Origin of the sequence: Candidatus Frankia alpina (genome assembly GCF_902806485.1) — a bacterium.
Classification (GTDB): Bacteria; Actinomycetota; Actinomycetes; order Frankiales; family Frankiaceae; genus Frankia; species Frankia alpina.
Map to the genome: position 1 here is coordinate 1 of NZ_CADCWT010000008.1, position 13,426 is coordinate 13,426.

The 13,426-nt window shown below is 72.8% G+C and carries 11 protein-coding genes and 1 pseudogene; 3 read left to right on the top strand and 9 right to left on the bottom strand.

Translation table 11 applies throughout. The features are described 5' to 3' along the window. Positions 1–147 precede the first annotated feature (147 nt). The 3 genes from recX to G6R25_RS02280 all read right to left on the bottom strand — a co-directional run bounded on the left by recX (position 148) and on the right by G6R25_RS02280 (position 2,169). Positions 148–762, bottom strand: a complete 615-nt coding sequence (gene recX, locus G6R25_RS02270; protein WP_163551471.1) for a recombination regulator RecX — start codon at positions 760–762, stop codon at positions 148–150. Between the two features lie 3 nt (positions 763–765). Beyond that, positions 766–1,806, bottom strand: a complete 1,041-nt coding sequence (gene recA / locus G6R25_RS02275) for a recombinase RecA (RefSeq protein WP_163551472.1) — start codon at positions 1,804–1,806, stop codon at positions 766–768. Positions 1,807–1,974: 168 nt separating this feature from the next. Further along, positions 1,975–2,169 (bottom strand): DUF3046 domain-containing protein, encoded by a 195-nt coding sequence (locus G6R25_RS02280; RefSeq protein ID WP_163551497.1) that lies wholly within the window; start codon positions 2,167–2,169, stop codon positions 1,975–1,977. 161 nt (positions 2,170–2,330) lie between these two features. Here G6R25_RS02280 and G6R25_RS02285 point away from each other — a divergent pair. The 3 genes and pseudogenes from G6R25_RS02285 (at position 2,331) to G6R25_RS29385 (ending at position 8,294) form a co-directional block, all read left to right on the top strand. Next, positions 2,331–7,085 (top strand): annotated as a pseudogene (locus G6R25_RS02285) (ATP-dependent helicase). After that, positions 7,082–8,044 carry an MFS transporter gene (locus G6R25_RS02290; protein WP_336500364.1) on the top strand — a complete coding sequence of 321 codons (963 nt, stop codon included), beginning with the start codon at positions 7,082–7,084 and terminating at the stop codon, positions 8,042–8,044. The pseudogene G6R25_RS02285 and the gene G6R25_RS02290 overlap by 4 nt, the downstream one beginning before the upstream one ends. After that, positions 8,007–8,294, top strand: coding sequence for a hypothetical protein (locus G6R25_RS29385; protein ID WP_336500365.1), 288 nt, complete (start codon positions 8,007–8,009; stop codon positions 8,292–8,294). Before G6R25_RS02290 ends, G6R25_RS29385 begins: the two co-directional genes overlap by 38 nt. Positions 8,295–8,907: 613 nt before the next feature. On the opposite strand, the gene G6R25_RS02300 is transcribed toward G6R25_RS29385, so the two are convergent. From G6R25_RS02300 to G6R25_RS02330, 6 genes are all read right to left on the bottom strand, one after another. Next, the gene (locus G6R25_RS02300) at positions 8,908–9,405 is read right to left on the bottom strand and encodes an RNA polymerase sigma factor (protein ID WP_235947168.1); all 498 of its coding nucleotides are present in this window, start codon (positions 9,403–9,405) and stop codon (positions 8,908–8,910) included. 587 nt (positions 9,406–9,992) lie between these two features. Next, the gene (pspM, locus tag G6R25_RS25960; protein WP_163551474.1) at positions 9,993–10,748 is read right to left on the bottom strand and encodes a phage shock envelope stress response protein PspM; all 756 of its coding nucleotides are present in this window, start codon (positions 10,746–10,748) and stop codon (positions 9,993–9,995) included. 228 nt (positions 10,749–10,976) lie between these two features. Continuing rightward, complete coding sequence (locus tag G6R25_RS02315; protein WP_163551475.1) at positions 10,977–11,909, bottom strand: PspA/IM30 family protein; 933 nt, start codon at positions 11,907–11,909, stop codon at positions 10,977–10,979. A gap of 70 nt (positions 11,910–11,979) precedes the next feature. Continuing rightward, on the bottom strand, positions 11,980–12,174 hold the full coding sequence (locus tag G6R25_RS02320) for a hypothetical protein (protein WP_136447558.1): 195 nt from the start codon (positions 12,172–12,174) through the stop codon (positions 11,980–11,982). Positions 12,175–12,349: 175 nt separating this feature from the next. After that, complete coding sequence (locus G6R25_RS02325; protein WP_163551476.1) at positions 12,350–12,817, bottom strand: Dps family protein; 468 nt, start codon at positions 12,815–12,817, stop codon at positions 12,350–12,352. A 190-nt stretch (positions 12,818–13,007) separates the two neighbouring features. Beyond that, the gene (locus G6R25_RS02330) at positions 13,008–13,319 is read right to left on the bottom strand and encodes a helix-turn-helix domain-containing protein (protein ID WP_163551477.1); all 312 of its coding nucleotides are present in this window, start codon (positions 13,317–13,319) and stop codon (positions 13,008–13,010) included. Positions 13,320–13,426 lie beyond the last annotated feature (107 nt).

Sequence of the window (13,426 nt, forward strand, 5' to 3'; positions counted from 1 at the left end):
GATCTACACGACCTGACCAGTTACAACGAGCTATCGTCACCGCGTCGCCGCAGCGGATCCTGTCACCTTTCTGGGAGAAAAAGTCGGGTCGTATTCTCCGGTCAAGAAATTCGTCACATTGACAACCGGCGAAAATCCCGCTATCGCTCACCCGGAGGGGTCGAGATCCCCGCCGTCCCACGTCGCCGGCGGCGGCTCGCCGTCGTCGGTATCGGCGCTGGCCTGCTCCCGTACGACGCGGATCGCGAGCTCGGGTGGGTAGCCCCGACGCATGAGCATGGCCAGCAGCCTTCGCGCCCGCGCCTGTTCGGGCAGCCGGTCCATCGATCGCAAGCGGCGCCGGACAAGATCCCGGGCCGTGGCCTCCTCGTCCTGTGCCGCGACGACGGCCGTGGCCGCCTCGACCATGGCTGGTTGAACCCCTCGCCGACGCAGTTCCGCGGCGAGCGCCTGCCGACCCAACCCACGCTGAGACCGCGCCGAGGACACGAAGGCGGCAGCGAAGGCGGCATCGTCCACGAGCCCGACGGCGGCCAGCCGGTCGAGGACGGTCGCGGCCACGTCGTCGGCCACGCCTCGGCGACGCAAGGTCGTGGCCAACTCGGCTCTGCTACGCGCCCGCGTCGCCAGCTGGCGCAGGCAGATCTCCCGTGCGACGACAACCGGATCCATCGGCCGACCGGCACCAGGATCGCCCAAGGCGTCGGTGCCGGTGCCGGTGGCCGGACGGCGTTCGGCGTCGCGCCGACCGGCTCCCACCATCGGTTAGAGGTCGATGGGGACCGGTGCCACAACGTCGGATTCGACGCTGGGCAGGATGCCGAGCTTTTCCTTGATCTTCTTCTCGATCTCGTTGGCCAGGTCGGGATTGTCTCGCAGGAACGACCGGGCGTTCTCCTTGCCCTGGCCGAGCTGGTCACCGTCGTAGGTGTACCAGGCACCGGACTTGCGGATGATGCCGTGTTCGACGCCCATGTCGATGAGGGAACCCTCGCGACTGATCCCGCCGCCATAGACGATGTCGAATTCGGCGGTCCGGAACGGCGGGGCAACCTTGTTCTTCACCACCTTGACCCGGGTACGGTTACCCACGGCCTCCGCGCCGTCCTTGAGCGTCTCGATGCGGCGGACGTCGAGGCGCACCGACGCATAGAATTTCAGGGCTTTTCCACCGGTCGTGGTCTCCGGTGAACCGAACATGACGCCGATCTTCTCGCGCAGCTGGTTGATGAAAATCGCGGTCGTGCCGGAGTTCGCCAGCGCGCCCGTCATCTTGCGCAGGGCCTGCGACATCAGGCGGGCCTGGAGGCCGACGTGGCTGTCTCCCATCTCACCCTCGATCTCGGCCCGCGGCACCAGCGCCGCCACCGAGTCGATGACGATGATGTCCAGCGCGCCGGACCGCACGAGCATGTCCGCGATCTCGAGTGCCTGCTCACCGGTGTCCGGCTGGGAGACCAGCAGGTTGTCGACGTCGACACCGAGCTTCCCCGCGTACTCTGGATCAAGGGCGTGCTCGGCGTCGATGAACGCCGCGATGCCGCCGGCGGCCTGCGCGTTGGCCACCGCATGCAGGGCGACGGTCGTCTTCCCGGACGACTCCGGGCCGTAGATCTCGATGACCCGGCCCCTCGGGAGCCCGCCGATGCCGAGCGCGACGTCCAGCGCGATCGAGCCGGTGGGGATGACCTGGATCGGCGGCCGGGTGTCGTCCCCCAATCGCATGACCGATCCCTTGCCGAACGCCTTGTCGATCTGCGCCAAGGCGTTATCCAACGCCTTCCCACGGTCAAGTCCTGCCGCCATTGGAGTCACTCCATGCTGAGGTCGTCGATTCTTGGCCACGGGGGTGACGCTAGGCCGTGGGTCCGACAGTTTCGAGGGCCGGGGGTGATCTGTGGATAAGTGGCCGCATGGGGATAACTGTAGCCGAACAGGCGTTCGATATCTCGGCGACACGCCGAATCGGCGCGCTCAACGCTCCCGGACGGGCACCTCGGACTCGTCGCACACGGCCCGCCAGACGGTCTTGGCGTCGTCACCGCGGGACAGGGCCGCCTCGATCGTCGCGCCCCCGAGCCCGGCGAGCACATGAGCGCGGGCAAACGACTCCGCGTAGGCCGAACCGAACCGTGTGTCCATTTTCGCCCAGAACTCGGTCAGCCGCACCTCACCAGTGTGCACCGCCCGGAGCGGACCCGGTCAATGGCCGCCGCATCCACCGATCCGCACCTCCGCGACCTCGACCGGATCGACGCGTATGGGTCGTGAGCGCGGCAAAATGGACAAGCTAAACGGGCCCAGCGGACTGCGACCGCCGGAATCTGTCGGTGCCGCGTCGCAGACTGGACGACGTGTCCAGCCGCAGCCCCACCGACCAGCCGGATCCGCTCGCGCCGTTCTCCGCGCCGACGCGCAGCTGGTTCGGCGCGGCCTTCGCCGCTGCGACGCCCGCCCAGCGCGGCGCGTGGGAGGCGATCCGCGGGGGCGGAAATGCGCTGGTCGTCGCCCCGACGGGCTCCGGAAAGACGCTCGCCGCGTTCCTGTGGTCCCTGGACACCCTGGCCGGCTCGCAGCCGCCGCCCGAGCCAACGCGCCCGCGCCGGGTGCTCTACATCAGCCCACTCAAGGCGCTCGGCATCGACGTGGAGCGCAACCTGCGCGCTCCGCTGGCGGGAATCCGGGGCGCCGCGCGGCGCCTCGGTCTGCCCCAGCCCGAGATCATCGTGGGAGTCCGTTCGGGCGATACCCCGGCCGCCCAGCGACGCGGCCTCGGGACCCACCCGCCCGACATCCTGATCACCACGCCGGAGTCGCTGTTCCTCATGCTGACCAGCGCGGCCCGCGAGGCGCTGCGGGGAGTCCGCACGGTGATCGTCGACGAGGTGCACGCCGTGGCCGGCAGCAAGCGCGGCGCCCACCTGGCGCTCAGCCTGGAGCGCCTCGACGCGCTGCTGGAGACGCCGGCGCAGCGGATCGGCCTGTCGGCCACGGTGCGTCCGGTCGAGGAAGTCGCACGCTTCCTCAGTGGGGCGGCCCCTGTGACGGTGGTCCGGCCGCCGACGACGAAGACCCTCGAGATCGCGGTCGTGGTCCCCGTGGAGGACATGACCCGGCTGGGCGATCCGCTCACCGAGGCTCCGCCGGACGGGTCCGCGGCCGCCGCGCCGCCGCGTGCATCGATCTGGCCGGCGGTCGAGGAACGCGTGCTCGACCTGGTGCTGGCGCACTCGTCGACGATCGTGTTCGCCAACTCACGGCGGCTCGCGGAGCGGTTATGTGCCCGGTTGAACGAGCTCTACGCCGACCGGCTGGCCGGCTCCGGAGCCGGCGCCAGCGCCGCGGTATCGGAGCCGAGCCCGGTCTCCGCCGGTCCGCAGGGCGGCGGATCCCCGGCGCGCACGGCACCGGCCGCGTTGCTGGGCGCGGCCGGCCAGGGCGGCGGCACCGCCGCGTGACCGGAGGTCGCGCGGGCCCACCACGGCAGTGTCAGCCGCGAGCAGCGGCTGCTCATCGAGGATGATCTCAAGGCTGGGCGGCTGCCTGCGGTCGTGGCGACCTCCAGCCTGGAACTGGGCATCGACATGGGCGCGGTCGACCTCGTGATCCAGATCGGTTCGCCGCCAAGCGTCGCCGCCGGCATGCAGCGCGTCGGCCGCGCCGGCCACCAGGTCGACGCCACGAGCCTCGGCGTGGTCCTGCCGCAACATCGCGGAGACCTGCTTGAAAGCGCCGTTGTCGCCGAGCGGATGCGGACGGGGACGATCGAGGAGGTGCACGCTCCGCGCAACCCGTTGGACGTGCTCGCCCAGCAGATCGTGGCGATGACGGCGATGGACGACTGGTCCGTCGACGACCTCGGCGTCCTGGTCCGCCGCGCCGCCTCCTTCGCATCCCTGCCGGCCTCGGTGCTGGAGGCCGTGCTCGACATGCTCGCCGGGCGCTATCCCTCCGACGCCTTCGCCGAGCTGCGTCCCCGCATCACCTGGGACCGGGCCACCGGCATCCTGCGCGGTCGACCCGGCGCGCAGCGGCTCGCGGTGACCAGCGGCGGGACGATCCCCGACCGGGGGATGTTCGACGTGTTCCTCGTCGGGGAGAAGGCCAGCCGGGTCGGGGAGCTCGACGAGGAGATGGTCTACGAGTCCCGGGTCTCCGACGTGGTGCTGCTCGGCTCGTCCAGCTGGCGCATCGAGGAGATCACCGCGGACCGGGTGCTGGTCACCCCGGCGCCGGGCCGCCCCGGCCGGCTGCCCTTCTGGCACGGCGACGCCCCGGGCCGCCCCGCCGAGCTCGGTCGCGTGCTGGGTGCCTTCCTGCGCGAGGTCGGCCGGCTGACCACGCCGGCTGCGGCCGAGCGGGTGCGGGCCGCCGGGCTCGGACTGGGCCACCGCCAACCTGCTGCGCTACCTCGACGAGCAACGGGCTGCCGTCGGGCACCTGGGGGACGACCGCACGATCGTCGTCGAGCGGTTCCGTGACGAGCTCGGCGACTGGCGCCTCGCGGTGCACTCGCCGTTCGGCGCACCGGTCAACGCGCCCTGGGCGCTCGCGCTCGGGGCGCGGCTGCGGGAGCGATACGGCACCGAGGTGCAGATCATGCACACCGACGACGGCATCGTCGCCCGGATCCCGGACGCGGCGGAGGTGCCGGGAGCGGACCTCGCGCTGTTCGAGCCGGACGAGATCGATGCGATCGTACGAGCGGAGATCGGCGGCAGCGCCCTGTTCCCCAGCCGCTTCCGGGAATGCGCCGGGCGGGCTCTGCTGCTGCCGCGGCGCACCCCTGGCCGGCGGACCCCGCTGTGGCAGCAGCACCAGCGCAGCGCCCAACTGCTCACCGTCGCCGCCACGTTCAGCGATTTCCCGATCGTGCTGGAGACGATGCGGGAATGCCTGCAGGACGTGTTCGACACCCCGGCGCTGGTCGGGCTCATGCGCGAGGTGGCCGCCAGGTCGCTGCGGGTGGTCGAGGTGGAGACGCCCTCCCCCTCGCCGTTCGCCTCGTCGCTGCTGTTCGGCTACGTCGCCGCGTTCCTGTACAACGGCGACGTACCGCTGGCCGAGCGCCGCGCCCAGGTGCTGTCGCTGGACAGCTCGCTGCTCGCCGAGCTGCTCGGCGAGGCCGACCTGCGGGAGCTGATCGATCCCGCCGCGCTGGCCCAGGTGACCGCCGAGCTCACCCGGCTCGCCCCGCAGCGGCACGCCCGCGATGCCGAGGGCGTCGCCGACCTGCTGCGCATCGTCGGCGACCTGACCACCGGGGAGGCCCTCGCCCGAGGCGTCACCTCGGTCTGGCTCGCCGAGCTCGAGCGAGATCGCCGGATCTTGCGGGTCCGCATCGCCGGGGAGGAACGCTGGGTACCGATCGAGGACGCGGGGCGGCTGCGCGACGCCCTCGGGGTCCCCCTGCCGGTGGGGGGTGCCCGAGGCGTTCACCCAGCCGGTGCGCGACCCGCTGGGCGATCTGATCTCCCGGTACGCCCGCACCCATGGGCCGTTCGACGCCAAGGAGCCGGCCCGTCGCCTCGGTCTCGGCCCGGCGGTCGTCGTCGGGGTGCTCGAGACCCTGACCGCCGAGGGCCGGATGGTGCGCGGCGAGCTGCACCCCGAGCGCACGGGCCTGCAGTGGTGCGACGCCGGGGTGCTGCGCGCGCTGCGCCGGCGCAGCCTCGCCGCGGTGCGCCGAGAGGTCGAGGCCCCGTACCGACGCGGGCACTCGGCGCGTTCCTGCCCGCCTGGCAGGGGGTGACCAGCGGCCGGAGCCACGGGGTCGACGGCGTGCTGCGGGCCGTCGAACAACTGCAGGGCGCGCTGATCCCGGCGAGTGCCTGGGAGCAACTCGTCCTGCCGGCCCGGGTCACCGACTACTCCCCCGCGATGCTGGACGAGCTGTGCTCCGCCGGCGAGATCCACTGGGCGGGCGCCGGCGGCCTGCCCGCCGGCGACGGCTGGCTGACGCTGGTCACCGCCGACGCCGCCGCCCTGCTGCTGCCCGCGGCCGACCTCGACGCCGCCGCCGGGCAGCCGCACGAAGCGATCCTCGACGCCCTCGCGGACGGCGCGGCGTTGTTCTTCCGGGCGCTGTCGGATCGAGTCGGCTCGCTCGATGACACCGCCCTCACCGCGGCCCTGTGGGATCTCGTCTGGGCGGGCCTGATCACCAACGACACCCTCGCGCCGCTACGCGTCCTGTTGGGCGCCACCGGTGGGACCGCCGGACCGGCGGCCAGGCGGCGAGCCCCGCGGCCGCGGCCCTCCCGGTACGGTCGGCCGGCGCTGCCGCGGCCGGCCGGTGGTCGCTGCTACCCGAGCGCGACGAGGACCCGACCCGCCGCGGCCACGCGCTCGCGGAGGCCCTGCTTGACCGGCACGGCATCGTCACCCGAGGGGCGGTGACCGGCGAGCGTCCGGCCGGCGGTTTCGCCGCGGTCTACCGGGTGCTCAGCGCGTTCGAGGACGTGGGCCGGGCCCGACGCGGCTACTTCGTCGAGTCGCTGGGCGCCGCCCAGTTCGCCGTGCCCGGCGCGGTCGACCGGCTACGAGCGATCGCCACGGCGCAACGCGACGCAGCCCAGGCCCCCTCCTGGGCACCGCAACCGAGTAGATCCGACCCGGGCATCCCGGCGGACGGCGAGACGCCGTGGGCGCAGGCGGCTCCCGGCCGGCGCGGATCCGCGGTGGGCCGGGTCGGCGGGGGGCCCGCGGCCGTGGTCCTCGCCGCCACAGATCCGGCCAACCCCTTCGGTGCCGCGCTGGCGTGGCCGGACCGGCCGGGGGCCGGGGCGGATGCGGCCGCCGGGCACCGGCCCGGCCGCAAGGCGGGTGCGCTGGTCGTCCTCGTCGACGGCGAGCCCGTCCTCTACGTGGAGCGAGGCGGGCGGTCCCTGCTGTCGTGGACGGCGGAGGAACACCTGACCGGGATCGCCGTGGGCGCGCTGGCCCGTGCGGTCGTGGACGGGTCACTCGGCCGGCTGACCGTGGAGAAGGCCGACGGAGAGCCGATCGCCGTGAGCGGGCTCGGCACCGCCCTCGAACGCGCCGGCTTCCATCCGACGCCCCGCGGCCTACGGCTGCGGGCTTGACCGACCAGATCGGGGCACTGGAGGAGGGCAGGCACGGGCCGGCGGTGCGGTCGGTGTGGGACCGGCAGATCCGAGCACTGACCGCCGGTCTCGTCACGATCATCACGCTGGTCGCATTCGAGGCCCTCACCGTCGTCACGGTGCTGCCGAACGTGGCCGCCGATCTCGACGGCCTCGGCCTGTACGGCTGGGCCACCAGCGCGTTCTTCCTCGGCACGACGGTCGGCATCGTGCTGGCCGGCGCCGGCGCCGATCGGGACGGCCCGGCCCGCCCGTTCGCCGCCGGGCTGCTGCTCGCCGCCGTGGCGCCGACGATGGGCGTGCTCGTCGTCGGCCGGGGGTTGCAGGGCCTCGGCGGCGGGGCGATCCCGCTGCGGGCGCTGCGCGCGCTGCCTGGACGGCCAGGTGGCGGGCTCGTCCCCATCCCGATTGCCCCGGCCGTGCGGATCAGTGCCGGTGCGGGCCTCGTCCTGGCCGGGCTGACGAACCGCTCGCCGCTGGGCCTGCCGCTGATAGCCGCGGGGATCGCGTGCGGCCTCGGACCGCTGCGCCGGCTGCTGCCGGCCGGCACCCTGCGCCTGCGTCCCGGCATCCCCGCCGCCGTGGCCGTCCGGGGCCTGCTCACCTGGGCGTTCTTCGGAGCTGACACCTTCGTTCCGCTGTCGATCACCGCGGTGCGCCACGCGTCGATCACGACGGCGGGTCTCGCGGTGTCGAGTGCGACGCTGTGCTGGACAGCGGGCTCCTGGACGCAGGCCCGGCTCGTCGGGCGCCGGCCGTACCGCGAGATCATCGGGACGGGCCTCGTGCTGGTCGCCCTCGGCACGGGTGGGTTCACCACCGTGTTGCTGCCCGCGAGCGTGCCGCTGGCCGTCCCGATCGCCTCCTGGGGAGTCGCCCGGGATGGGGATGGGGATGGGGATGTCCTATTCGACCATCGTCACGCTGGTCCTCGGTAAGACGCCGACCGATCGGCAGGGGGTGGCCAGCACCGCGGTGGCACTCAGCGACAACCTCGGCACCGCGTTCGGGGCCGGGGTGAGCGGCGTGGCCGTCGCTGCGAGTCAGGCGACGACCGGTGCACCGGACACCGGTCTCGCGGTCGCGTTCGGCCTCACCGTCGGCCTCGGGCTGCTCGACGCGCTGGTGGCCATCCGGCGGCTGCCGCCGGGGCGCTCGCCCCGCTCGGGCGACGCGCCACGGCCGTGACGACGGCCAGTACAACGACGGCCAGCGAGAGACCGGCCACGGATGCGGGCCGGATGTGCTCGGCTCGGACTGGGATCTGGACGCCGTGGTGGCGCAGCTGCGGGCAACGCCGCAGCGGCAGATCGGTGCCGCGCTGCTCGACCAGCGGATCATCGCCGGCCGCGGCAACATCTGGCGTACCGAGGCGTGTTTTGTCACCGGGGTGCCACCCTGGACGCCCGTGGGCGACGTACCTGATCTGCCGGGACTCGTCCGACGAGCCCAAGCGATGATCAAAGCCGGCGCCCACGGTGGGCATCAGGTGACGACCGGGTCACTGCGACCCGGGGAGGAGCACTGGGTCTATGGCCGGGCCGGGCGGCCCTGCCGGCGGTGCGGAAGCCGGATCCTCACAGCCGACCAGGGCCGGATGCCCGGCCGGGTCGGCGACGAGAGCCGGCGCACCACCTGGTGCCCCGATGCCAGGCCGGACCGGCGGCTCCTGCGGGAACCGTCGCCCATCGCGGACGTACGGACCGAGGCGCCGAGGCGCGCTCCGGCCGCGTCCGCCGGCCTGCTGCCGGGGAAGGTGGTGCCTGAGGTGCGTAGTACACGCCCGATCCTGACGAGACCGTCAGTTCCGGGAAAAGCTGATCAGCCGCGCCCGGCCACGGGTGAAGGCACCCTCGGCCGCCTTGAGGCTGATTTCCAGGTCCGCCGCCGCCTCGCGAGTGCTCATCCCGGCCGCCCGCGCCATGATCACCTGACGCTCGCGGCCGCGCAGCGTACCGGCTCGGGCCAGCAGCCAGCGGGCCTCCGCTCGGTCGCAGACGGCGTCGTCCGGCGCCGGTTCCCACGGCTGCAGGTACCCGCGGACGACCGCCCGCTCCGCTCGCTGCCGAGCCCGGTGGTGGTCGACGCACAGGCGCAGCACGGTCGTCGTCAGGAACTGACCGACTCGGCTCGCGTCGAGGTCCCGGAAGCCCGCCGCACGGATGAACGCCTCGTGCACACAGTCCTCCGCGTCAGCCTTGCTCGGCAGCCGACGACGGGCGATATGAATCAGCCGCTCCCGGTGGGGCAGCATCAGCGACCAACGCTGCTCGCTGTAGGGCCGGTCCAGCTCGGCCACGGACGTTGCGGTTGCGGTTGCCACTGCAGGTGCGGATTCGACCGGGGGGAACTCCCCGGCAGGGCATGTCACGGTTAGTCCACCTCTGACTTGCTCGGACCGCGCCACCCCCCAGCGCGACCACGGCCGACCCGGTGCACGCCAGCACCGGCAGAACCGCGATGCGCCTTGGTCTTCTGTGCCGCTAGGTGCCAACCAGCGGACTTTGGACAAGCCGGACATTACACATCCACTCCTGGGCAAGCCAGTCCTGGCTGCTCCGTGCACGCGGCGCGGACGCCCAACATGTACGCACCGTACGCACCATGGACCCGGAACTGATCCTCCTACGCCGGAGTAACACCACCAAACAGTGGCAAAACGCCGGGAAACCCAAGAGAATGGCGTTCTCCAGCCCAACGGGCCGTATGCCTAATTGCCATCCGCTACAGACCGTATTCAGTGAACCGGCTGTAAACGTGGCGATCTACGACCCGAAGGTGCCACCCAGTCGAATAGCCGACACGTGGTCGAAGCCGCGCAGTTCGTACCGGCCCGAGCATGGGTGTCCCGCCGCGCGCACAACAGCGCGGTGGCGAGCCCGGCGGCTAGGAACCCGCGAGGTCCCGGAGGGACGCCGCGTACCCGCGCAGCATCTCGGTGTCCTCGCGCAGTCTGATCAGACCGGGTGCCGACGACGACACGCTACCGACCGCCTCCCCCGCCGCAGCGAGCAGGTCGTCGAAGACGGCAACCGACGTCGTCATCGTCGCGACCAGCGCCTCGGTGGTCCGCGTGAGTTCGGCCCGCCGCCCGGGGTGGGAGATCGCCCGGGCGGCCGCCTCGCATGCGACGACTCTCGCCGCGCCGAGGCGCAGTCCGTCGACCAGGTCCGCCGCGCCGGCCGCAGTGGTCTGCAGGAGCGTTCGGGCCGGGCCCGGGTTGAGGGAGCGGGTCATCGCCGCGAGCGCCGCGAGCGCAGCCTCCCCGCGGCGCAGCGGCTCGGCGGCCGCGGACCGGCGCAGCTCCCACGGGCTCGGCGCCGGGTTGCGGGGCAGGGGCAGACCGCCATCGACCCGCCGCAGCAGCCCCAGTTCCCGCCCGGCGAGGGCCGCCCGGGCGAGCGCCGCCCCGCCGGCCACGAGCCAGCCCCAGGAGTCGTACGCCACGGCGGCGACAGGCGTCAGCGCGGCGACCCCGGTCCAGATCGACGCGGTGGCCGTCTCCCGCCGCCGGGCCCAGCGCAACCCGCGCCCGGCCCGCCGCTCGGCGCGCAGCAGCGACCGACGCTCGACGTCGGCCCCGACCCAGGCCGGCAGGGCGGGCACGACCGCAGCCGCGGCGTCCGCGGCCGCCCGAGCCACGCCGGAGCGTCCGTCGAGCAGCGGGTGTGAAAGCGACCCCAACTCCAGCCGGTAGGGCCGGTAGGGCCGGTAGGGCCGGTAGGGCCGGTAGGGCCGGTAGGGCCGGTAGGGCCGGTAGGGCCGGTAGGGCCGGTAGGGCCGGTAGGGCCGGTAGGGCCGGTAGGGCCGGTAGGGGAAGCCTGACCGTCGTGCTTCGACCGGTCCGTCACAGTGGGCTCCCCGCTCGGCTCACGCCGCCGGCCCACCGGGGGCGGCCGCGGGGTCGTCGGCACCCTGCCCACCCGCGGCGGGCGGCGGTGCGCCCCGGCCGCCGGCCTCGAGCGCCCGGTGCTGCGAGCCGTCGGGCGATCCCTTGGTCAGCGACTGCCGCTGCGGGTCGGCCCCGGTGCCGAGCGCCGCCGACGCCGCCCCACTGCCCAACGCGGTGCCGGGACCGCCCCCGCCGCCGAGATCCCCGCGCAGCTCGGCCAGCCGGGACAGGGCCCGGGCGTCCATGGTCGCTCGGCGGACCTCGACCATCCGCTCCTCCATCCCCTGCGAGGCGAGCTCGTGACGCCCGAGCGCCACCGCGTAGCGGTGCTCGACCTTGTCGCGGATCTCGGCGAGCGACGGGGTGTCCGTGACCGGAGCCAGCGACGACATGCCCTCCATCGCCTGGGTCATCCGCTCCTGCATGGCGGCGTGCTCGATCTGGGTCAGCAGCCGGGCCCGCTCGGCGAGGTGGCGCTGCATCCGCGTCGTGTTGTCCTCAACGGCCGTGCGGGCCTGGGCCGCGGAGACCGCCGCCTGACGGTGCAGGTTCTTCAGGTCCTCAAGGGACGTCTCCGCGGAGACGAGCTGGCTGGCGAACGCCTGCGCGGTCTCCTCGTAGCGGGCCGCGGAGACCGGGTCGCCCGAGGCCCGCGCGTTGTCGGCCAGCAGTAGCGAGGAGCGGGCCGACTCGGTCAGGCCGCCGACTACCTCGGCCTGGCGGGCCAGCCGCATCTCAAGCTGACGCTGGTTTCCCACGACGAGGGCGGCCTGCTGCACGAGCGCCTCGTGCTGGCGGCGCGCCTCCTCGATGGCCTGGTCTATCTGCACCCGCGGGTCGGCCCGCTCGTCGAACTTGCGGTTCGCAGACGCAGACAGATACCGGGCAATCTTGCGGACGACATTCGCCATACCACGATCGTCGCACGACCAAAGGCTCGGTGGTGACCCGGCGGGGACACCAATCGGCGTCGGCCATCCGTCAGACGGGCGGGCGCAGTGCCGTGCGACCCCGTCCCTCACAGACCAGGCACGAGCGGCACGCCGGCACGAAGCCGCCGCGCGCCGTGGCGAAGACGACCAGCTGTTCGCCCAGGCCGTTACACGCCTTGCAGACCTGGATCGGCAGGTGCGCCGGGACTGCGTCATCCTCCTCGGGTCGCGAGGCGGTGCTCACGTGATCTTCTCTCCCTGTGGGCCAGGCCCGGGAGCCACTCCCGGGAGGACGACGACCGACTCAAGCTGCGCCGTGCAAACTACCCGGGGAGAGTGACAGACCGACCCGCCCGCCGCCACCGGAGTCACCCGTTCGGGCCGATGGCTCCGGTGGCGGCCCCGGCGGCGGACCTGGCTCAGACCATCGCCTGGAACATCCAGTGCTGTTCCTCCAGCTCACGTACAACGCCGATGATCAAGTCCTGAGTGACCGGGTCAGGCTGCTCGGTGATGTCCATCCGGGTGCGCATCCGGGTGACGACCCCGGCGAGCACATCGGTCATCAGCCGGATCACCTTCTCGTCGGCGAGGTAGCCGACCTCCACGCCGTGCAGGTGAGTGCCGCGGGCGACCGTCGACGCCTGGCCGTCCGGGTTGACCCCGATGGCCACGGCCCGCTCGGCGACAGCGTCCGCGAAGCGGCGGGCCAGCTCCACGATCTCGTCGAGCTGGCGGTGCACGCTGCGGAAGGTCCGGCCGATGACGTTCCAGTGCAGCTGCTTCGCGTACAGGGACAGATCGATCAGATCGACCAACGCCCCCTGCAACGCTTCGCCGGTGACGGACCGGGCCTCGTCGGACAGTGGGCTACGGATCGCACTCATGCTCGTCCTCTCGGGTCGGAGCTGCTTGCGTTCCCTGGCGTGCCCCCGGATGGGGATCCGTATGCGGAGCTTCCGGCCCCGGCCCGGCCGCCGCCCAGCAGCGCGCACGCAGGCACGACGCACGCGGGCGCGATTAGACCTGGAGTGGACGAGGCCGACACGCGCCGTCGAGCAGGCAGGCCGGGAGAGCTCAGGCCGCCCGATTCACAACCGTCGGGCGGGCCGGTACCACGACCGTGGCCCCGCCGACACCCGCGCCCACCGCCAACTCGGCGAGCTCGAGGTCCTCACTCACCTCGCGCAGCAGATCCGCGAGCCGAACTCCCAGCGCCTCGCAGATGGCTGCGAGCAGCTCGGAGCTGGCTTCCTTCTGCCCACGCTCGACCTCGGAGAGGTAGCCCAGCGACACCCTGGCCGCCGAGGACACCTCCCGAAGCGTGCGGTGTTGATCTTGGCGGCGGCGGCGCAACGCCTCGCCGATCATGCGTCGGAGCAGGACCATCGAGCCTCCTCCTTCGTCCGCGGGATGCGTTCACCGTATACCCACCACCGCGGCCATCGGGCCCTCGTTGATGGGACTGTAACTGTGTAAGCACCTCGGGTCCGGCG

Coding starts and splice junctions, on each gene's coding strand:
- recA (WP_163551472.1), bottom strand. CDS start 1,806: ATGGCGGCAGGACTTGACCGTGGGAAGGCGTTGGATAACGCCTTGGCG.
- G6R25_RS02325 (WP_163551476.1), bottom strand. CDS start 12,817: ATGAGTGCGATCCGTAGCCCACTGTCCGACGAGGCCCGGTCCGTCACC.
- recX (WP_163551471.1), bottom strand. CDS start 762: ATGGTGGGAGCCGGTCGGCGCGACGCCGAACGCCGTCCGGCCACCGGC.
- G6R25_RS29385 (WP_336500365.1), top strand. CDS start 8,007: ATGTCCTATTCGACCATCGTCACGCTGGTCCTCGGTAAGACGCCGACC.
- G6R25_RS02330 (WP_163551477.1), bottom strand. CDS start 13,319: ATGGTCCTGCTCCGACGCATGATCGGCGAGGCGTTGCGCCGCCGCCGC.
- G6R25_RS02315 (WP_163551475.1), bottom strand. CDS start 11,909: ATGGCGAATGTCGTCCGCAAGATTGCCCGGTATCTGTCTGCGTCTGCG.